Source organism: Streptomyces sp. NPDC058812 (genome assembly GCF_042744565.1).
GTDB lineage: Bacteria > Actinomycetota > Actinomycetes > Streptomycetales > Streptomycetaceae > Streptomyces > Streptomyces thinghirensis.
The window spans coordinates 322,031-341,666 of the sequence record NZ_JBHYOB010000003.1 but is presented as its reverse complement, the minus strand read 5'-3'; the positions used below and the strand labels follow the sequence as shown (position 1 = coordinate 341,666).

General features: G+C 72.9%; 19 protein-coding genes. 14 read left to right on the top strand and 5 right to left on the bottom strand.

Annotated features, from left to right (window positions below; translation table 11 throughout):
* Positions 1-121 precede the first annotated feature (121 nt).
* Together ACFW48_RS08420 and ACFW48_RS08415 are read right to left on the bottom strand one after the other, a co-directional pair.
* On the bottom strand, positions 122-493 hold the full coding sequence (locus tag ACFW48_RS08420) for a VOC family protein (protein ID WP_386311623.1): 372 nt from the start codon (positions 491-493) through the stop codon (positions 122-124).
* Between the two features lie 200 nt (positions 494-693).
* Positions 694-945 (bottom strand): hypothetical protein, encoded by a 252-nt coding sequence (locus tag ACFW48_RS08415; RefSeq protein ID WP_386311622.1) that lies wholly within the window; start codon positions 943-945, stop codon positions 694-696.
* A gap of 249 nt (positions 946-1,194) precedes the next feature.
* Between ACFW48_RS08415 and ACFW48_RS08410 the strand changes: the two genes are divergently transcribed.
* A complete protein-coding gene (locus tag ACFW48_RS08410; RefSeq protein ID WP_386311620.1) occupies positions 1,195-2,145 on the top strand; it encodes a hypothetical protein in 951 nt (316 codons plus the stop codon).
* A 102-nt stretch (positions 2,146-2,247) separates the two neighbouring features.
* Positions 2,248-2,823 (top strand): DinB family protein, encoded by a 576-nt coding sequence (locus ACFW48_RS08405; protein ID WP_386311618.1) that lies wholly within the window; start codon positions 2,248-2,250, stop codon positions 2,821-2,823.
* A gap of 15 nt (positions 2,824-2,838) precedes the next feature.
* Here the strand turns inward: ACFW48_RS08405 and ACFW48_RS08400 are convergent, their stop codons facing one another.
* Both ACFW48_RS08400 and ACFW48_RS08395 read right to left on the bottom strand, forming a co-directional pair.
* Positions 2,839-3,456 carry a dihydrofolate reductase family protein gene (locus ACFW48_RS08400; protein WP_386311616.1) on the bottom strand — a complete coding sequence of 206 codons (618 nt, stop codon included), beginning with the start codon at positions 3,454-3,456 and terminating at the stop codon, positions 2,839-2,841.
* 86 nt (positions 3,457-3,542) lie between these two features.
* Positions 3,543-3,995 carry an NUDIX hydrolase gene (locus ACFW48_RS08395; RefSeq protein WP_386311614.1) on the bottom strand — a complete coding sequence of 151 codons (453 nt, stop codon included), beginning with the start codon at positions 3,993-3,995 and terminating at the stop codon, positions 3,543-3,545.
* A 251-nt stretch (positions 3,996-4,246) separates the two neighbouring features.
* Here ACFW48_RS08395 and ACFW48_RS08390 point away from each other — a divergent pair, with 251 nt between their 5' ends.
* From ACFW48_RS08390 to ACFW48_RS08335, 12 genes are all read left to right on the top strand, one after another.
* Complete coding sequence (locus ACFW48_RS08390; protein ID WP_386311612.1) at positions 4,247-5,230, top strand: DMT family transporter; 984 nt, start codon at positions 4,247-4,249, stop codon at positions 5,228-5,230.
* Between the two features lie 48 nt (positions 5,231-5,278).
* A complete protein-coding gene (locus ACFW48_RS08385) occupies positions 5,279-5,770 on the top strand; it encodes a MarR family winged helix-turn-helix transcriptional regulator (protein WP_386311610.1) in 492 nt (163 codons plus the stop codon).
* Entirely contained in the window at positions 5,767-6,249 is a 483-nt protein-coding gene (locus tag ACFW48_RS08380; RefSeq protein ID WP_386311608.1) for a MarR family transcriptional regulator, read from the top strand. The genes ACFW48_RS08385 and ACFW48_RS08380 overlap by 4 nt, the downstream gene beginning before the upstream one ends.
* 168 nt (positions 6,250-6,417) lie before the next feature.
* Complete coding sequence (locus ACFW48_RS08375) at positions 6,418-8,277, top strand: protein kinase (RefSeq protein WP_386311606.1); 1,860 nt, start codon at positions 6,418-6,420, stop codon at positions 8,275-8,277.
* A gap of 187 nt (positions 8,278-8,464) precedes the next feature.
* On the top strand, positions 8,465-9,277 hold the full coding sequence (locus tag ACFW48_RS08370; RefSeq protein ID WP_386311604.1) for a TIGR03084 family metal-binding protein: 813 nt from the start codon (positions 8,465-8,467) through the stop codon (positions 9,275-9,277).
* Positions 9,274-10,944, top strand: coding sequence for an acyclic terpene utilization AtuA family protein (locus ACFW48_RS08365; RefSeq protein ID WP_386311602.1), 1,671 nt, complete (start codon positions 9,274-9,276; stop codon positions 10,942-10,944). Before ACFW48_RS08370 ends, ACFW48_RS08365 begins: the two co-directional genes overlap by 4 nt.
* A complete protein-coding gene (locus tag ACFW48_RS08360) occupies positions 10,941-12,539 on the top strand; it encodes an acyl-CoA carboxylase subunit beta (RefSeq protein WP_386311600.1) in 1,599 nt (532 codons plus the stop codon). The genes ACFW48_RS08365 and ACFW48_RS08360 overlap by 4 nt, the downstream gene beginning before the upstream one ends.
* Before the next feature lie 34 nt (positions 12,540-12,573).
* On the top strand, positions 12,574-14,421 hold the full coding sequence (locus tag ACFW48_RS08355; protein ID WP_386311598.1) for a biotin carboxylase N-terminal domain-containing protein: 1,848 nt from the start codon (positions 12,574-12,576) through the stop codon (positions 14,419-14,421).
* A 96-nt stretch (positions 14,422-14,517) separates the two neighbouring features.
* Complete coding sequence (locus tag ACFW48_RS08350; RefSeq protein ID WP_386311596.1) at positions 14,518-15,657, top strand: acyl-CoA dehydrogenase family protein; 1,140 nt, start codon at positions 14,518-14,520, stop codon at positions 15,655-15,657.
* A 27-nt stretch (positions 15,658-15,684) separates the two neighbouring features.
* Complete coding sequence (locus ACFW48_RS08345) at positions 15,685-17,253, top strand: 4-coumarate--CoA ligase family protein (protein WP_386311594.1); 1,569 nt, start codon at positions 15,685-15,687, stop codon at positions 17,251-17,253.
* Positions 17,250-18,014 carry an enoyl-CoA hydratase family protein gene (locus tag ACFW48_RS08340; RefSeq protein ID WP_386311592.1) on the top strand — a complete coding sequence of 255 codons (765 nt, stop codon included), beginning with the start codon at positions 17,250-17,252 and terminating at the stop codon, positions 18,012-18,014. Before ACFW48_RS08345 ends, ACFW48_RS08340 begins: the two co-directional genes overlap by 4 nt.
* Positions 18,002-18,628 carry a TetR/AcrR family transcriptional regulator gene (locus ACFW48_RS08335; RefSeq protein ID WP_386311590.1) on the top strand — a complete coding sequence of 209 codons (627 nt, stop codon included), beginning with the start codon at positions 18,002-18,004 and terminating at the stop codon, positions 18,626-18,628. The genes ACFW48_RS08340 and ACFW48_RS08335 overlap by 13 nt, the downstream gene beginning before the upstream one ends.
* A 32-nt stretch (positions 18,629-18,660) precedes the next feature.
* On the opposite strand, the gene pdxH is transcribed toward ACFW48_RS08335, so the two are convergent.
* The gene (pdxH, locus tag ACFW48_RS08330) at positions 18,661-19,356 is read right to left on the bottom strand and encodes a pyridoxamine 5'-phosphate oxidase (RefSeq protein WP_386311588.1); all 696 of its coding nucleotides are present in this window, start codon (positions 19,354-19,356) and stop codon (positions 18,661-18,663) included.
* Positions 19,357-19,636: the final 280 nt, after the last annotated feature.

The following is a 19,636-nucleotide window of genomic DNA, read 5'->3' as shown; positions in this document are numbered from 1 at the left end:
CTCCGCCAGGGTCGGAGAAAGCCCGAACAAAAGTCGGGTTGATGTACTTGCCGCGCTCATCTGAGAGCGGAATCGGCGGATCCGAGAGGCTCAGCCGGCTTCGTCGGCCAGGGGACGCTGATCAGCCTCGACAGATGCAGAAGGGATGACCAGCGGGGTCGGTGAGTACACGCGCCCTGGCCGCCTCATGAGGCTGGTGATCCGGCTTCCCCGCCCCCAGCTCGAGCAGCAGGGCCTCGGCCTCGTCCAGGTCCGCGACGTAGAAGCAGAGGTGCAGCTGCTGGGGAACGCTTTGGCCGGGCCAGAGCGGGGCCCGGTAGTCGTCGACCCGTTGAAATCCGATGAAGAGGCCGTCCGCACGGTTGAGACCCGCGAAGTCGGCATCCGAATTCGGGTGGGGCTCAAGACCGGTGGCCCGCTGATAGAACGCCGCCAGGGCCGGCGGGTCGGGGCAGTCGAGTGTTATCGCGGCCAACTTCATCTGCAGTGGCATGGCATCTCCGGGCCGATCGGTGAATCTTCGTGTGGACACCCTAGAGGCAGCGGATCGGCCTCGTTCTGCTCGCAGTTGCCCGAGGCAGGACGGCTCCGCAGGAGGAGTCGGGGCCGCCACGGTTCGTCTGCTCCTCAGTTCACCGAGTCGAAGGCTCTCGGGGCCTGACCAGGGGAGCAGACGCGGCTCGGGTGGTTGGGTCACGCGGCCGCCTCCAGTTCTTGCAGCACGCTCGCGCGGACGTATGGGCGTACGGCCGCCGTTTCGGCGCCGTCGAGGACGAAGGGCAGGCCGTAGGGGCTGCGGTAGGAGGGAAGGGGGACCACGCCGATTGCGGCTGGATGGTGCGGTGTGGGGAGGGCCGCTCGGCGTGGGCCGGTGCGGTGGTGGGCACCTCGGGGTTTGAGCAGCAGGCTCACCCACGTGATGAGGCGGCCGATAGGCTCGGTCATGTCATCAGCTCCGATCAGCCTTCAGCTGGTGGCCGCGCCCCGGGGCCGGTCGGACGGTCGCCGCGGTTTCGCCGTGTTTGCGTCCGTGGCACGACTTCGAGCGCGGCAGCGCACTGGCGTCGTCCCACGCGGCCACAACCAAAGACTGGACCGGTGGACCGGTGGACCGGTCCAGTCGAGCGGAGCGTCGTTTCTGGAGCCGCATCAGTTCAGCTACTGCATGGGGTAGTTGTCGATCCGCTCGAAGGTGTGGGACGGAGAGACGCCCTCCTCGCCGCCGACCTGGTCTTCGGGCTCGGCTCCGACAAGGGCCTGTTCAAAGGGCCCTTCGGGCGCGACGGCACCCCCGCCGGGACGGGCCGCGTCCCCGCCCCGCGTCGACCCGCGCCGGACGTCGACACCGCGAACTACGGCGACCTCGTCGCCGGGGACCTCGACGGCGACGGCATCGACGACCTGGTGAGCTTCCACGACGCCGACACGGGACCCGAGGTGCCCTGGTCCGAAAGGAACCAGCCGGTGAGTTACCTGCGCGGCGGCCGGGACGGCTTCACGCAGCCGGAGGGCACCCGCCTCCCCGACGCGGGGGAGGGGGCGATCGGTGACGTGGACGGCGACGGCTACGACGATCTGGTCCTCAGTCCCCGGGGCGGCGACGCGAGCCGCAGCTCGGTGACGGTGGTGTACGGGTCGGAGGCCGGGCCGGGGAAGCGGACGACGACCGTCGACCGGCACACTCCCGGCGTGCCCGGCGAGGAACCCGTGGGCGAGGACGCCGCCTTCGTAGCCCTGGACACCGGGGACGTCAACGGCGACGGATACGCGGACGTGGTGGCCGGGGCGCCGCGGTGGGACGTGTACGGGGAGCCGGGGCCGGAGCAGGTTCTGTTCCTGGCGGGTGGGCCGGACGGGCTCAGCGGTGAGGGGGCCCGGTTGTTCGACGGGGACGACCTCGGCGCCGCGCCGGGCGGGGACGCCGACTTCGGCGCTTCGGTCGGCCTCACCGACCTGGACGGCGACGGCCGTGCCGACCTCGTGGTGACCGCGCCGGGCAGCGACACGGTCGACGGCGTCGCGTGGGTGCTGCCCGGTACGGCGAAGGGACCTGCCACCGAGGGTGTCACCCGGCTGTCCGGGGACACCTTCGACGACACCGAGGGGCTGGGCCTGCTGATGGGCGGCGGTGAGATCGCGCTCTAGGCACTCCGCGCCGGGCCGTGCGTGATCTAGGACATTCTCTGACCTATACAGGTCATAGCGTGGTCCTCGACCGACGGAGCAGAACACCGGAAGGCGGAGACCATGACCACTCTCGACGAGTCGACCACCCGCGACCTGACCACCGGCGACCCGACCGAGGCCCCGGCCGTCACCGGTGAGCGCGCCGACCTGCTGGAGATGCTGGCCAACCAACGGCACTTCCTGCGCTTCACCACCCGTGACCTCACCGACGAGCAGGCCGGACTCCGGACCACCGCGAGCGAACTCTGCCTGGGCGGCTTGATCAAGCACGTGTCCTCGGTCGAGCGGGGTTGGGCGAACTTCATCGTGGACGGTCCGTCGGCGATGGGAGACTTCACGGCCATGACCGAGGCCGACTGGGTCCAGCGGGCCGACGAGTTCCGGATGCTGCCCGGTGAGACGCTGGCCGGTGTCCTGGCCGACTACGCCGAGGCGGCCCGCCGGACCGACGACCTGGTCGCCACGCTGCCCGACCTGGGGGCCACGCAGCCGTTGCCGAAGGCTCCGTGGTTCGAGGCCGACAGGCAGTGGTCGGCCCGCCGGGTGCTGATGCACATCGTCGCCGAGACCGCTCAGCACGCCGGCCACGCCGACATCATCCGCGAGTCCCTGGACGGCGCCAAAAGCATGGGCTGACCGGCGGCGTCCGGGTCACTTCGGAAAGCGGTACTTCAGGTGGGTGGCCAGGGGCGTCTCGACGACCCTGATCTGTTCGAGGTCGTGCCGCCCCGGGTCCAGTGCCTCGAAGAGGCGCAGCCCGTCGCCGAGGAGCACGGGCACCACGTGCAGCTGGAGTTCGTCGATGAGCCCGGCTCCGAGGTACTCCCGCACCGTGCTCGCCCCGCCCCCGATGTCGACGTTCCGGTCCCCGGCGGCGGCCTTCGCCTGGTCCAGTGCGCTGTGGATGCCGTCGGTGACGAAGGTGAAGGTGGTACCGCCCTCCTTCACGAGGGTGGGGCGGGGGCGGTGGGTGAGGACGAAGACCGGGGTGCGGAACGGCGGGTTGTCGCCCCAGAACTCCTCGCCCGTGTCGTACATCGTCCGGCCCATGACCACCGCCCCGGTGGCGTCGAACCACTCGCGGATCAGCTCGGAGTCGCGGTTCTCGTCCCCGCCGGTCATGCCCTGGCGCTCCCGCCAGCTCGCCAGGGTGTGGATCCACTCGAAGATCGGCTCGGCGCCGTCGCCGCCCGGGTTGTCCAGGGTGACGTTCGGGCCGGCGACGTAGCCGTCGAGGGCGATGGCCAGGTCCGCGGTCACGGTGGTCATGAGGGGTGCTCCTCGGGGGTGGGTGTGTGTCTTCACCCCTTGCGTCGATCGGAGACCGGCGCTTTCGACACACCCGCGCGGGCGATTCAGGGCACCGTCTCGCCCCGCACCAGCGGATGGCACACCGGCTGGACGCCCTCGGGCAGCTCGTCCGGGCGGCACCAGCGGGCCTCCAGGACCTCGAAGGGGTCGATGCGCAGCTCACCGCCCAGCAGGCGGGCCTCGTAGGCCACCTCCAGGCGGGTGCGGAAGCCGCTGTTCAGCATGACCAGGCGGCCCACCTCCACGTCGAGGTTCGTCTCCTCCCGCACCTCGCGGACCACGGTCTCCCGGAAGTCCTCGCCCTTGCGCGCGAAACCGCTCGGCAGGCCCCACTGGCGGCCCGGCGGCCACATCCGGTGCTTCAGGAGCAGGACCCGCCCCTCGTCGTCGCGTACGACGCCGGTCACGCCGACCACGAACTTGGCGTGCAGGATCCACATGACGCGGCTTTGGACAGGGCGCAGGAGCCGCCAGAGGCGGGCAAGGAGTCGTCGCACGGGACCTCGGGATATGTGGTGGGGGGCGGGCACGGGATGCGCCATGGGGACGGTACCCGCCGTGACGGGCGGTCCGTATGACGGACGGAGTTGACCCGGGCGGGGCGAGGGACTCATCGTCAGGTGTGTAAACCCTGCACGGTCCTGTCCGGAGGTCATTACTCTGGACCGGCCGGCGCAGTGCGACCGCGGTGCCCGGCAGAGTTCCGTGCCCCGCGCCAAGACTCCGCGCCAAGACCCAGGAAGGCCCCGTGACCACCCCCAGCGCCGCCACCCCGTCCACCCCGGCCACCGCGGCCACCGCACCTGTGGGGGGCACGGGGCCCGCCTCCGACCAGACGGGTGCCCCGAGCGGACGGGGCTCCCTGGGGCCGGTCGGTCTGGTCCTCGCCGGTGGCTTCTCCGTGCAGTTCGGTGCCGCGCTGGCGGTCAGCCTCATGCCCCGGGCCGGCGCGCTCGGCGTGGTGACCCTGCGGCTGGTCGTGGCCGCCGTCGTCCTGCTCCTCATCTGCCGGCCCCGGCTGCGCGGGCACTCGCGGGCCGACTGGGGCACGGTCGTCGCCTTCGGCATCGCCATGGCAGGCATGAACGGCCTCTTCTACCAGGCCGTCGACCGCATCCCGCTCGGCCCCGCCGTCACCCTGGAGGTGCTCGGCCCGCTCGCCCTCTCCGTCGTCGCCTCCCGGCGCGCCGTCAACCTGGTCTGGGCCGCGCTCGCGCTGGCCGGCGTGTTCCTCCTCGGCGGCGGCGGTTTCGACAGCCTCGACCCGGCCGGTGCCGCCTTCGCGCTGGGGGCGGGCGGGATGTGGGCCGCGTACATCATCTTCAGCTCACGCACCGGGCGCCGCTTTCCCCAGGCCGACGGGCTGGCCCTCGCCATGGCGGTCGGGGCCGTGCTGTTCCTGCCGCTGGGCATCGCCGAGTCGGGCGGCAAGCTCCTCGACCCGGTGACGCTGGCGCTGGGCGCCGGGGTCGCGCTGCTCTCCTCCGTCCTGCCCTACACCCTCGAACTCCTCGCCCTGCGCCGCCTGCCGGCGCCCACCTTCGCCATCCTCATGAGCCTGGAACCCGCCATCGCCGCGGCGGCCGGCTTCCTCATCCTCGACCAGGCCCTGTCCGCCACTCAGGCCGCCGCCATCGCCCTGGTCATCGCGGCCAGCATGGGGGCGGTGCGTACGCAGGTGGGGCGCAGGCGGCGGGTGAAGGCGGTCCCGGACCTGCCCAAGGGCGCGTAGCCAGCAAAATAGTAGCCATGTACATAGTAGCCATGTACTCTACCTGTCATGAGCAAGGGTTCACCCGGTCCCACGCCCGGCTTCCTGGTATGGCGGCTCGCCAACAAGTGGCGCGTCGCGGTCGATCGCGCGGTGGCTCCGCTGGGCCTCACGCACGCCCAGTACTCACTGGTCGCGTCTCTGCACGGCATGCAGAGCACAGGTGAGCGGCCCAGCCAGCGCCGGCTCGCCGACCACACGGGCATGGAGGCGCTGTACGTCTCCAAACTGGCGCGCGCTCTGGAGTCGGCCGGACTGATCGAGCGCACGCGTGATCCCCGCGACCCACGCGCCGTGCAGCTTGCCCTCACCGAGCAGGGGCAGGCCGTCACGCGGCAGGCCGTCGCAGTGGTGCGGGAACTGCTCCAGCAGCTGCTGGAGCCGCTCGGAGGCCTCGACGCCGCGCGGACGCGCGCGTTCACCGACGAGCTGACGGCCTTGCTCGACGTACCTCTCGCTCCAGCCGTACCGAACGACAAGAGACAGGGGACAACGACATGACCACCACCGGCAACGCCACCACCACCGACCACGCGTCCGCGGCCACCGTGCCCGCCGCTGACGCCCGTGTCCTCGGCCTGGCCCACTACGCCGCCCGCGGCGTCCTGGAGCACTTCCTGGCCCGGCACGGCGTGACGTTCCAGCAGCAGATCGCGCTGAGGGACGCCGCCAACGCCGAGGCCCCGCCGACTCGGGCCGATCTCGTCGAGCGGGTCAGGGGTTCCCTCAAGGCCGATCCGGCCGCCGTTCACGCTGCTCTCGACGAACTGCTGGCCAAGCATCTGCTCGCCACCGACGGCGCGCACCTGCGCCCCACGGACGCGGGGCGAGAACTGCTCGCCGCCGTCGGCGCGGTGACCGCCCCCGTCTCCGCCCGTATCTGGGGCGGGATACCCGCCGAGGACCTGGCCGCCGCCGGTCGGGTTCTCACCCTGGTCACCGAGCGCGCCGAAGCGGAGCTCGCGGCGCTGACCGCCTGACGTCCGGTGTTCGACGTCCGACGTATCTGACGCGTCCGGGCGCCTCCCCCGGAGGCCGGCGGCGTGCCGGCCCGGCACCCCGCCCCGGCACCCGGTCGGACCTGTCGTCACCCGCAACGCATAGGCTGCGGACCTGGTCATCTCATCGGGATCATGGGGAGGGAACCGATGAACCACACGGCCGAGGTCTTCCAGCCTTTGCAGGACGACGATCCACGCACGGTGGCCGGTTACCGCCTCGCGGCGCGACTCGGCGCGGGCGGCATGGGCCGGGTCTACCTGTCCCACACCCAGGGCGGCCGGCCGGTGGCCATCAAGGTCGTACGGTCGGAACTGGCCGACGACCCGACCTTCCGGCGGCGCTTCGGCCGGGAGATCCAGGCGGCCCGGAAGGTGAAGGGCGCCTACACCGCCGAACTGATCGACGCCGACCCGGACGGCGCGCCGCCCTGGCTGGCCACGCTGTACGTGCCCGGCCCCGCCCTGTCGGACGTCGTCGCCCGGAGCGGGCCGCTGCCGGTGCCCGCGGTGCTGTGGCTGATGGCGGGGGTCGCCGAGGCGTTGCAGGCCATCCACGGTGCGGGGATCGTGCACCGGGACCTCAAGCCCTCGAACGTGCTGCTCGCCTCGGACGGACCGCGGGTCATCGACTTCGGCATCTCGCTCGCCGCCGACAGCACCGCGCACACCGCCACGGGCACCGCGATCGGCACGCCCCAGTACATGGCTCCCGAGCAGGCGTCCGCGGGTGACGTCACGGCGGCGACCGACGTCTTCGCACTCGGCCAGACGGCCGCCTTCGCGGCGCTGGGCAGGCCGCTCTACGGGGACGGGCCCGCGGTCAGCGTGCTGTACCGGATCGTGCACTCCGAACCCGACCTGTCCGGGCTGCCCGAGCAGCTGCGCGGGCTGCTCGCCCGGTGCCTTGCCGCTGAACCGGGGGAGCGGGTCACCCCGGCGGAGGCCGTCGAGTGGTGCCGGCGGGAACTGGGGCGGGACGTCGAGACGGGAGCGGGGCCGGACGTCTGGCGGGAGTTCGCGGGGTCGGAGGTGACGGTTCCGCCGCCTGTCCCGGCTCCGGAGCCGTCGCGGGCTCTCACCGCGGTGCACACGCGGCCGTGGACCGCCCCGCAACCGGCGGCCGCCCCGCAGGGGCCCGCCACCGCTCAGTGGTCTGCCACCGCTCAGGGGCCGGGCGCCCCGTACGGACCGGGTGCCCCGCATGGGCCGGGCGCCGCCCCGTACGGTCCGGGTGCCGCGCCCTGGCCCGCCGGTCCGTACGGCACGACCGCGCCGCAGCGGCCGGCCGGGCCGGACGAGCGGAGGCGCCGCAGGAGACGTGTCGCCCTGGTCGCGGCCGCCGCCCTGGCCGCGGGCGGGCTGGTACTCACGGCGGCGTGGACGCTGCGGGACGCGATGGACCGAAACCGCGACCGGGACACGGCCGCGTCCGCGTCCGAGTCCGGGGGCCCCGGCCCGACGGCACGATCATCGGCGCCCGGCGGTGCGGCGCCCGGCGATGTGGCGTCCGGAGGCCCGGCGTCCGGAACGGTGGCCACGGAGGGGTCCGCGTCGGGGGCCGACGGGCCGGCCGCGCCGGATGCGGCGGCCGACGGTGCCGCCGCCGGTTCCACCACTCCGGTGGCCCACGCCTACGGTCCTCAGTGGCTGGACGCCAAGAACTCACTCAGCGTCAGCGATGGGAAGACACGCGACAACCGCAAGGGAGACATCCGCTTCACCTGCGCGCAGACCTGCGCGCTGGAGAGCGACACCAGCGTCTTCTCCATGATGCTCGGCGAGCCGGGCACCACGTACGAGGACTGCCGTCAGAGGATGGCCGACGTCGAGTCCGAGGCCGACATCGACGGCCACCGCCTCCCGCTGGCCGCCGCCTCGGCCGGGACCGAGATCTGCGCCAAGCACCGCAACGGCGACATCGTGCTGCTGGTCCTCCAGGTGAAGTCGACCGCCATGCCGGACATCGGCTTCGTCACCGCGGACATGACGGTCTGGCGCGCGGACTGAGGTCCGAGCCCGGACAGGAGGCCTGACGTCCCTCACCGCCCGGGGCCTCGGTCCTCCGCAAACCTCTGCGGACCTCCGCGGACCTCCGCGGGCAAAAATCATGCAAGCATGCTTGATTGTTACCGACCCCCCTGCCATGCTCCTCACCACACCGCGCCGCACGCCGCCGTGCCCGAGGGGAGCGCCCGTGTCCGACCCGACGCCCGTGATCGACGACCTGCGCGAGGAGAGTGAGGAACTCGACGCGCTGGTCGCCCGGTTGAGCCCGGAGCAGTGGACGCTCGCCACCCCGGCCACCGGCTGGACGATCGCCCACCAGATCGCGCACCTGGCCTGGACCGACCGGTCCGCCCTGCTCGCCGTCACCGACGAGGACGGCTTCCGCGCCCTGGTGGAGCAGGCCCTCGCCGCGCCCGACCGGTACGTCGACGACGGTGCCGAGGAAGGCGCCCGGCAGGCCCCCGCCGAGCTGCTGGCCGCCTGGCGGGAGGGCCGCGCCGCCCTCGACAAGGCGCTGCGCGAGTCGGCCCCCGGCGCACGCTTCCCCTGGTACGGCCCGCCCATGGCCGCCGCCTCCATGGCCACCGCCCGCCTGATGGAGACCTGGGCCCACGGCCTCGACGTCGCCGACACCCTCGGCGTGACGCGCCCGCCCACCGACCGGCTGAGGCACATCGCCCGCATCGGCGTCCGCGCCCGGGACTTCGCCTACGCGACCCACGGCCTCACCCCGCCCGCCGAGCCGTTCCGCGTCGAACTCACCGCACCCTGCGGGGAGCTGTGGACCTACGGCCCCGAGGCCGCCGACCAGCGCGTCACCGGCCCCGCCCTCGACTTCTGTCTCCTCGCCACCCAGCGCGCCCACCGCGCGGACCTCGCCCTGTGTGCCGAGGGGCCGGACGCCGACCGCTGGCTGGACATCGCCCAGGCCTTCGCGGGGCCGCCGGGAGCGGGACGCCCGGCGGGAGCCGGACGCCCGCCGAAGGGGGACGCCCGGTGACCGCGCTCCGCATCGGCAACGCCTCCGGCTTCTACGGCGACCGTTTCGACGCCATGCGCGAGATGCTCACCGGCGGCCCGCTGGACGTCCTCACCGGCGACTACCTCGCCGAGCTGACCATGCTCATCCTGGGCCGGGACCGGCTGAAGGACCCGGACGCCGGGTACGCCCGCACCTTCCTGCGGCAACTGGAGGAGTGCCTCGGCCTCGCCCACGAGCGGGGCGTCAGGATCGTCGCCAACGCCGGCGGGCTCAACCCCGCCGGACTCGCCGACGCCGTACGCGCCCTCGCCGCACGGCTCGGCATTCCCGTACGGGTCGCGCACGTCGAGGGCGACGACCTCACGGCCGACCACCCGGGAGCGCTGGCCGCCCACGCCTACCTCGGCGGGTTCGGCATCGCCGCGTGCCTGCGCGCGGGCGCCGACGTGGTCGTCACCGGCCGGGTCACCGACGCCGCCCTGGTCACCGGGCCCGCCGCCGCGCACTTCGGCTGGGCGCCCACGGAGTACGACCGGCTCGCGGGCGCCGTCGTCGCCGGACACGTGCTGGAGTGCGGGGCGCAGGCGACCGGCGGCAACTACGCGTTCTTCGAGGAGGGTGACGTCCGCCGGCCCGGCTTCCCGCTCGCCGAACTGCACGCCGACGGCAGCTGCGTCATCACCAAGCACGACGGCACCGGCGGCTTCGTCGACGTGGGCACGGTGACCGCCCAGCTGCTGTACGAGACGGGCGGCGCCCGGTACGCGGGGCCCGACGTCACCGCCCGGCTGGACACCGTACGGCTCACCCAGGACGGGCCCGACCGCGTTCGCGTCGAGGGCGTGCGAGGCGAGGCCCCGCCGCCCACCCTCAAGGTCGGCCGCAACCGTCTCGGCGGCTTCCGCAACGAGGTGGCCTTCGTGCTCACCGGCCTCGGCGTCGAGGCCAAGGCAGCCCTGGTGCGGGCCCAGATGGAACCCGCCCTCGGCAAGGTCGCCGACGTCCGCTGGGACCTGGTCCGCACCGACCGGCCCGACGCCCCGACCGAGGAGACGGCCGGCGCCCTGCTGCGGCTCGTCGTCCGGGACGCCGACCAGCAGGTCGTCGGGCGGGCGTTGAGCGGGGCCGCCATCGAGCTGGCCCTCGCCAGCTATCCCGGCTTCCATGTGCTGGCGCCACCAGGAAAGGGCGCGCCTTATGGGGTCTTCGAGGATGTGTACGTCCCCCATGGCGCCGTCGACCATGTGGCCGTCCTCCACGACGGGCAACGGATTCCCGTACCAGGCGCCCAGGACACCGCCGTACTGGCGGAGGTACCGGAACCGCCGCCGCCGAAGCCGCTCCCGCCGGGTCCCGCACGCCGCGCCCCCCTCGGCCTCGTCGCCGGCGCCCGCAGCGGCGACAAGGGCGGGGACGCCAACGTCGGCGTGTGGGCGCGGACCGACGACGCCTGGCGCTGGCTGGCGCACGAGCTGACCGCCGACCGGTTCCGGGAGCTGATCCCGGAGGCCCGCGACCTGCCCGTCACCCGGCACACACTCCCCAACCTGCGCGCCCTCAACTTCGTCGTCGAGGGCATCCTCGGCGAGGGCGTCGCCGCGCAGGCCCGATTCGACCCGCAGGCCAAGGCGCTCGGCGAGTGGCTGCGCGCCCGGCACGTGGACATCCCGGAGGTTCTCCTGTGACCGTCCTCGCCTCCGCCCTCGACCCCTCCGCCCCCGACCACCGGGCCAACCGCGAGGCGATGCTCGCCAGACTCGCCGACCTCGACACCGAGCACGCCAAGGCGCTGGCCGGCGGCGGCGAGAAGTACGTCGCCCGGCACCGGGGGCGCGGCAAGCTCCTCGCCCGCGAGCGCATCGAGCTGCTCCTCGACCCCGACACGCCCTTCCTGGAGCTGTCGCCGCTGGCGGCCTGGGGCAGCGAGTACACCGTGGGCGCCTCCCTGGTCACCGGCATCGGCACGATCGAGGGCGTGGAGTGCCTGATCACCGCCAACGACCCGACCGTGCGCGGCGGTGCCAGCAACCCCTGGTCACTGAAGAAGGCCCTGCGCGCCAACGACGTCGCGCTCGCCAACCGGCTGCCCTGCGTCAGCCTGGTCGAGTCCGGAGGCGCCGACCTGCCGTCGCAGAAGGAGATCTTCATCCCCGGCGGCGGGATCTTCCGGGACATCACCCGGCTGTCGGCGGCCGGCATCCCCACCGTCGCCGTCGTCTTCGGCAACTCGACCGCCGGGGGCGCGTACATCCCCGGCATGTCCGACCACGTGATCATGGTCAAGGAGCGCGCGAAGGTGTTCCTCGGCGGGCCGCCGCTGGTCAGGATGGCCACCGGCGAGGAGAGCGACGACGAGTCGCTGGGCGGCGCGGAGATGCACGCGCGCGTGTCGGGACTCGCCGACTACTTCGCCGTGGACGAACCCGACGCCCTCCGCCAGGCCCGCCGCGTCGTCGCCCGCCTCAACCACCGCAAGGCTCACCCCGATCCGGGCCCGGCCGAGCCGCCGAAGTACGACCCGGAGGAACTCCTCGGCATCGTCCCCGGCGACCTCAAGACCCCCTTCGACCCGCGCGAGGTCATCGCCCGGATCGTCGACGCCTCCGACTTCGACGAGTTCAAGCCGCTCTACGGAACGAGCCTGACGACCGGCTGGGCGGCCCTGCACGGCTATCCGGTGGGCATCCTGGCCAACGCCCAAGGGGTGCTGTTCAGCGAGGAGTCGCAGAAGGCCGCCCAGTTCATCCAGCTCGCCAACCAGCGCGACATCCCGCTCCTCTTCCTGCACAACACCACCGGCTACATGGTCGGCAAGGAGTACGAGCAGGGCGGCATCATCAAGCACGGCGCGATGATGATCAACGCGGTCTCCAACTCCCGCGTCCCCCACCTCTCCGTCCTCCTCGGCGCCTCCTACGGCGCCGGTCACTACGGCATGTGCGGCCGCGCCTACGACCCGCGCTTCCTCTTCACCTGGCCCAGCGCCAAGTCCGCCGTCATGGGCCCGCAGCAGCTCGCCGGAGTGCTCTCCATCGTCGCCCGCCAGTCGGCCGCCGCCAAGGGACAGCCGTACGACGACGAGGGCGACGCGGCGCTGCGCGCCATGGTGGAGCAGCAGATCGAGTCGGAGTCGCTGCCCATGTTCCTGTCCGGGCGGCTCTACGACGACGGCGTCATCGACCCGCGCGACACCCGCACCGTGCTCGGCCTGTGTCTGTCGGCCGTCCACACCGCGCCCTACGAGGGCGCGCGCGGCGGCTTCGGCGTCTTCCGGATGTGAGGGAAACACCGTGAACGAATCTGAGGGAAGCGCCTTGATCAGCACTGTCCTCGTCGCCAACCGGGGCGAGATCGCCTGCCGGATCTTCCGCACCTGTCGTGAGTTGGGAATCCGGACGGTCGCCGTGCACTCGGACGCCGACGAAAACGCCCTCCACGCGCGCGTGGCCGACGCGGCGGTACGACTGCCGGGCGCGGCCTCCGCCGACACCTACCTGCGCGGCGACCTGATCGTGAAGGCCGCCGTCGCCGCCGGCGCCGACGCCGTCCACCCCGGCTACGGCTTCCTCTCCGAGAACGCCGGCTTCGCACGCGCCGTCGTCGACGCGGGCCTGACCTGGATCGGACCGCCGCCGGAGGCGATCGAGGCGATGGCGTCCAAGACGCGCGCCAAGGAACTGATGGGCATCGCGCCCCTCACCCGCGTCACCGAGGCCGACCTGCCGGTCCTGGTGAAGGCGGCGGCGGGCGGCGGCGGACGCGGCATGCGCGTCGTACGGCACCTCGGCGACCTCGACGACGAGCTGACCGCGGCCCGCGCGGAGGCGGCGAGCGCCTTCGGCGACGGCGAGGTGTTCGTGGAGCCCTATGTCGAGAACGGCCGCCACGTCGAGGTGCAGATCCTCGCCGACACCCACGGCACGGTGTGGGCCCTCGGCACCCGCGACTGCTCCCTCCAGCGCCGCCACCAGAAGGTGATCGAGGAGGCCCCGGCACCGGGCCTGACACCCGAACTCACCGGTGAGCTCCACGATCTCGCCGTACGCGCCGCCCGCGCCGTCGACTATGCCGGCGCCGGGACCGTCGAGTTCCTCGTCGCGGACGGCAGGGCGCACTTCCTGGAGATGAACACCCGCCTCCAGGTCGAGCACCCGGTCACGGAGGCGGTCTTCGGCCTCGACCTCGTCGCCCTCCAACTCCGCGTCGCCGAAGGCCACGCCCTCGAAAACGATCCCCCGCGCGCGCGTGGCCACGCCGTCGAGGCCCGCCTGTACGCCGAGGACCCGGCGAACGGCTGGGCACCGCAGACCGGCCGCCTGCACCGCCTCGCCGTCCCGGACGGCATCCGCCTCGACACCGGCTACACCGACGGCGACGACATCGGCGTCCACTACGACCCGATGCTCGCCAAGGCCGTCGCCCACGCGCCCACGCGCGCGGAGGCCGTCCGCCGCCTCGCCGGCGCCCTGGAACGGGCCGCGATCCACGGCCCGGTCACCAACCGGGACCTGCTCGTCCGCTCCCTGCGCCACGAGGAGTTCACGTCCGCCCGCATGGACACCGGCTTCTACGACCGCCACCTCGCCGACCTCACCCGCGGTGGGACGGCCGACCCCCTCGCCCCGCTGGCCGCCGCCCTCGCCGACGCCCACGGCCGCTCCCGCTTCGGCGGTGCCTGGCGCAACCTGCCCTCGCGGCCCCAGGTGAAGCGCTACGCCATGGCGGGCGAGGAACACGAGGTCCGCTACCACCACACCCGCACGGGTCCGGCCGCCGACGGCGTACGCGTCGTCCACGCGGACGCGCACCTGGTCCTGCTGGAAGCGGACGGTGTCCGGCGCCGGTTCGAGGTGGCGGCGTACGGCGACCGGATCCACGTGAACGCCACCCGCCTCACCGCCCTGCCCCGCTTCCCCGACCCCACCGCCCAGCACGCCCCGGGCTCCCTCCTCGCCCCCATGCCGGGCACGGTCGTCCGCGTCGCGGAGGGCCTCACGGAGGGGACGACGGTCCAGGCCGGCCAGCCCCTCCTGTGGCTGGAGGCGATGAAGATGGAACACCGGATCACCGCCCCGGCCACGGGGAAGCTGACCGCGCTGCCAGTGGCTCCTGGGCGGCAAGTGGAGATGGGCACCCTCCTGGCGGTCGTCGAGACCGGCTGACCCAGGGGCGCGGGGCTGTACAGAACATGCGGCTCCGCCGCGTGAGCACGACCAGCCACGACGGACCCGCACCCGAAGAGCGACCGAAGGAGTTCCGTGACCACCCTCATCGAATCCGACGAGCACAAGTCCCTCCGCGAAGCGGTATCCACCTTCGCCAAGAACCACCCCCGCACCCTCGGCACCGACAACAAGCACTTCTGGCAGGAAGCCGCCAAGCTCGGCTACATCGGCGTCAACCTGCCGGAGGCATACGGCGGTGGCGGCGGCGGGATCACCGAACTCTCCCTCGTCCTCGAAGAGATGGGCGCCGCCGGCAACCCCCTGCTGATGATGATCGTCTCCCCGGCGATCTGCGGCACCGTCATCTCCCGCTTCGGCACCGAGGCCCAGAAACAGGACTGGCTCCCGTCCCTCGCCGACGGCACCCGCCTCATGTCCTTCGGCATCACCGAGCCCGACGCCGGCTCCAACAGCCACCGCATCACCACCACCGCCCGCCGCGACGGCACCGACTGGGTCCTCACCGGCCGCAAGGTCTTCATCAGCGGCGTCGACATCTCCGACGCCACCCTCATCGTCGGCCGCACCGAAGACGCCCGCACCGGCAAGCTCAAACCCTGCCTGTTCATCGTCCCCCGCGACACCCCCGGCTTCGAGCGCCGCCAGATCGACATGGAACTGAACGCCGCCGAGAAGCAGTTCGAACTGACCCTCGACGACGTGCGGCTGCCCGCCGACGCGCTCGTCGGCGACGAGGACGCGGGCCTCCTCCAGCTCTTCGCCGGACTCAACCCCGAGCGCATCATGACGGCGGCGTTCGGGATCGGCATGGGCCGCTTCGCGCTCTCCCGCGCCCTCGACTACGCCCGCGAACGCACCGTCTGGAAGTCCCCCATCGGCGCCCACCAGGCCATCGCCCACCCCCTCGCCCAGGCGCACATCGACCTCGAACTGGCCCGCCTGATGACGCAGAAGGCGGCGCATCTGTACGACGCCGGCGACGACATGGGCGCCGGAGAGGCGGCCAACATGGCCAAGTACGCCGCCGGGGAGGCCTGCGTGAAGGCCGTCGACCAGGCCGTGCACACCCTCGGCGGCAACGGCCTCACCCGCGAGTTCGGGCTCGCCTCGCTGATAACGGCCTCCCGCGTGGCTCGTATCGCCCCGGTCAGCCGGGAGATGATTCTCAACTACGTCTCCCACCAGACCCTGGGCCTGCCCAAGTCGTACTAGCCCACACCGGTCCGTACTGGAGGAACCATGTTCCGCAGCGAGTACGCAGACGTCCCGCCCGTCGACCTGCCCATCCACGAGGCGGTGCTCGGCCGGGCCGCCGAGTTCGGCGACGCCCCGGCGCTGATCGACGGCACCGACGGCACCACCCTCTCGTACGAGCAGGTGGACCGGTTCCACCGGCGCGTCGCCGCCGCGCTCGCCGAGGCCGGTGTGCGCAAGGGCGACGTCCTCGCCCTGCACAGTCCCAACACCGTCGCCTTCCCGCTGGCCTTCTACGCCGCCACGCGCGCGGGTGCCTCGGTCACCACGGTGCACCCGCTCGCCACGGCGGAGGAGTTCGCGGGGCAGCTCGGCGACTCGCGGGCCCGCTGGATCGTCACCGTCTCGCCCCTGCTGGACACCGCCCGCCGGGCCGCCGAACTCGCGGGCGGCGTCCAGGAGGTCTTCGTCTGCGACAGCGCGCCCGGCCACCGCTCGCTCGTCGACATGCTGGCGTCCGCCGCGCCCGAACCGTCGGTCACCGTCGACCCGGCCGAGGACGTGGCCGCGCTGCCGTACTCCTCGGGCACCACCGGCACCCCCAAGGGCGTGATGCTCACCCACCGGCAGATCGCCACCAACCTCGCCCAGCTGGAACCGCTGATGCCGGCCGCACCGGGCGACCGCGTCCTGGCGGTACTGCCCTTCTTTCACATCTACGGCTTGACCGCCCTCATGAACGCCCCGCTGCGGCTCGGCGCCACCGTCGTCGTCCTGCCCCGCTTCGACCTGGAGCAGTTCCTCGCGGCCATCCAGAACCACCGCGTCACCGGCCTGTACGTCGCCCCGCCGATCGTCCTCGCCCTCGCCAAGCACCCCCTGGTCGCCGACTACGACCTCTCGTCCCTGAAGTACATCGTCAGCGCCGCCGCCCCCCTGGACGCGAAGCTCGCCGCCGCCTGCTCGCGGCGGCTCGGCCTGCCGCCCGTCGGCCAGGCGTACGGCATGACGGAGCTGTCCCCGGGCACGCACATCGTCCCCCTGGACGCGATGAGCGCCGCGCCGCCCGGAACCGTCGGCAAGCTGATCGCCGGCACCGAGATGCGCGTCGTCTCCCTCGACGACCCCGGCAAGGACCTCGGAGTCGGCGAGTCCGGCGAGATCCTCATCCGCGGACCCCAGGTCATGAAGGGCTACCTGGGCCGCCCCGACGCCACCACCGCCATGATCGACGAGGACGGCTGGCTGCACACCGGGGACGTCGGGCACGTGGACGCCGACGGCTGGCTGTTCGTCGTCGACCGCGTCAAGGAGCTGATCAAGTACAAGGGCTTCCAGGTGGCCCCGGCAGAACTCGAAGCCCTCCTGCTCACCCACCCCGGCGTCGCCGACGCGGCCGTCATCGGCGCCTACAACGACGACGGGAACGAGGTGCCGCACGCCTACGTCGTGCGCCAGCCGGCCGCGCCCGACCTCTCGGAGGGCGAGATCATGATGTACGTCGCCGAACGCGTCGCCCCCTACAAACGCGTCCGCCGGGTCACCTTCATCGACGGCGTGCCCAGGGCGGCCAGCGGCAAGATCCTCCGCCGACAGCTCAGGGAGCGGACGTGAGCCGGGAAACCCCCGTGAGCCGGGAAGCCCCCTTGATCGCCCGCACGCGCGCGCGGGGCGTCGAGACCCTCACCCTCGACTCGCCGCACAACCGCAACGCCCTCTCGGCGGCCCTCGTCGGCGACCTGGCCGCCGCCCTCACCGACGCGGGCCAGGACACCGGCGTCCGCGCCGTCCTGCTCACCCACACCGGCAACACCTTCAGCGCCGGCGCCGACCTGCGCGACCCGCCCGACCCGGACGCCCTGGTCGGCCTGCTCCGGCAGATCGCCGAGGTGCCGAAACCGGTGATCGCCCGTGTCACCGGGCACGTCCGCGCGGGCGGCCTCGGCCTGCTGGCGGTGTGCGACATCGCGGCGGCGTCCCGCGCGGCCACGTTCGCCTTCACCGAGGTGCGGATCGGCGTGGCCCCCGCCGTCATCTCCCTCCCGCTCCTGCCCCGCACCGACCCCCGCGCCCTCGCCCGCTACTTCCTCACCGGCGAACGCTTCGACGCCGCCGAGGCCGCCCGGATCGGCCTGGTCACGGCGGCGGGCGACGACGTGGACGCCGTACTGGAACCCGTACTGGACGGTGTGCGTCATGCCTCACCGCAGGCGCTGGCCGAGACGAAACGGCTGCTCACGGCTAGGGTGCTGGAGGCCTTCGACCGGGACGCGGACGGCCTGACCGCGCTCTCGGCCCGGCTGTTCGCCTCCCCGCAGGCCCGCGAGGGGATGACGGCCTTCCTCGAACGACGGGATCCGGAATGGGTGGTGTGAGCGGCGCCGTGAACACGGCCGACCGCGCGGAGCGCGTTCCCAAGCAGGACCGCAGCCGGGTCACCCGGCAACGGCTCCTCGAAGCCGCCGTGGCCTGCCTCGCCGAACGCGGCTGGGCGGGCTCCACGGTCACCGTCGTCGCCGAACACGCGGGCGTCTCCCGGGGCGCCGCCCAGCACCACTTCCCGACCCGCGAGGACCTCTTCACGGCGGCCGTGGAATACGTCGCGGAGGAACGCTCCGTCGCGCTGCGGGCCCTGTTCCCCGAGGGCGCGGCGGCGGACGACCGCCGGGCCGTGGTCGCCGCCCTGGTCGACCTCTACACCGGCCCGCTGTTCCGCGCCGCCCTGCACCTGTGGGTGGCCGCCTCCGACGAGGAGCAGCTGCGCGGCCGGGTGACCGAGCTGGAGGCCCGCGTCGGCCGCGAGACGCACCGCATCGCCGTCGACCTCCTCGGCGCCGACGAGACCCGCCCCGGCGCCCGCGAAACCGTCCAGGGGCTGCTGGACATGGCCCGGGGCCTGGGCCTCGCCAACCTCCTCACCGACGACGCGGCCCGGCGGGAACGCGTGGTCGAGCAGTGGGCCCGGCTGCTGGACGGGGCGCTGGACTGAGCGACGCCGGTCGGAGTCGCCGGTCGGGCCGCTCACGGACTGAGCCGCTCCACCCGCCAGCCCCCGTCGCCCCCGTCCGCCTCCGCCACGTACCGCAGCCGGTCGTGCAGCCGGTTCTCCCGCCCCTGCCAGAACTCCACCGCCCGCGGCACCACCCGGAACCCGCCCCAGTGCGGTGGCACCGGCACCTGCTCGCCCTCCGGGTAGCGCGCCGACAGCTCGGCGTACGCGGAGTCCAGGGCGTCCCGGCCGGCCACCACCGCGGACTGGACGCTGGCCCAGGCACCCAGCTGGGAGCCGTGCGGCCGGGTCCGGAAGTACGCGGCGGTCTCGTCCCGCCCGGTCCGCCGCGCGACCCCCGTCACGATCACCTGCCGGGCCATCGGGTGCCAGGGGAACAGCAGCGAGACGTACGGGTTCTCGGCCAGGTCACGCGCCTTGCGGGAGTCGTAGTTGGTGTAGAAGACGAACCCCTGCTCGTCGAAGTGCTTCAGCAGCACCGTGCGGGAGCCGGGCCGGCCCTCCGCGTCCGCCGTGGAGACGACCATGGCGTTCGGCTCGAACAGCCCGCCCTCCGTCGCGGCCTGCTTGAACCAGCGCGCGAACTGCTCGACGGGAGTCGACGCCAGCTCGGTTTCCGAGAGCCCCTCGGCCCGGTACTGCTTGCGCATCGAGGCGAGATCGAAGGGAACGGCGGAGTCGGCTTCGCGATCGGTCACACCGGCCATCCTGCCGTATCCGGGCCGATGCGCCCGTGTCTTATGTCACCCAGTGGCACTGAGTGCCGCAACCCCTCCCCAAGCGTGGCACTCGGGGATATCGTGCTTGCTCCCGATCCGGTTGGATGACCGCCGACCGTACGGGGCATCACAGGGGTGACCGCCAGGACCGCGAGTCGTCGAGACGACCGTGGATCCGACGGGCCCGCCGGATCCGATGGACCCGGCGGTTCCATGGGGACGACCGCACCGCCCCCGCACCGGTCGCCACACATCACGATCACGAGGA

Coding starts and splice junctions, on each gene's coding strand:
- ACFW48_RS08335 (WP_386311590.1), top strand. CDS start 18,002: ATGGGTGGTGTGAGCGGCGCCGTGAACACGGCCGACCGCGCGGAGCGC.
- pdxH (WP_386311588.1), bottom strand. CDS start 19,356: ATGGCCGGTGTGACCGATCGCGAAGCCGACTCCGCCGTTCCCTTCGAT.
- ACFW48_RS08420 (WP_386311623.1), bottom strand. CDS start 493: ATGCCACTGCAGATGAAGTTGGCCGCGATAACACTCGACTGCCCCGAC.
- ACFW48_RS08375 (WP_386311606.1), top strand. CDS start 6,418: ATGAACCACACGGCCGAGGTCTTCCAGCCTTTGCAGGACGACGATCCA.
- ACFW48_RS08380 (WP_386311608.1), top strand. CDS start 5,767: ATGACCACCACCGGCAACGCCACCACCACCGACCACGCGTCCGCGGCC.
- ACFW48_RS08345 (WP_386311594.1), top strand. CDS start 15,685: ATGTTCCGCAGCGAGTACGCAGACGTCCCGCCCGTCGACCTGCCCATC.
- ACFW48_RS08405 (WP_386311618.1), top strand. CDS start 2,248: ATGACCACTCTCGACGAGTCGACCACCCGCGACCTGACCACCGGCGAC.
- ACFW48_RS08385 (WP_386311610.1), top strand. CDS start 5,279: ATGAGCAAGGGTTCACCCGGTCCCACGCCCGGCTTCCTGGTATGGCGG.
- ACFW48_RS08415 (WP_386311622.1), bottom strand. CDS start 945: ATGACCGAGCCTATCGGCCGCCTCATCACGTGGGTGAGCCTGCTGCTC.
- ACFW48_RS08400 (WP_386311616.1), bottom strand. CDS start 3,456: ATGACCACCGTGACCGCGGACCTGGCCATCGCCCTCGACGGCTACGTC.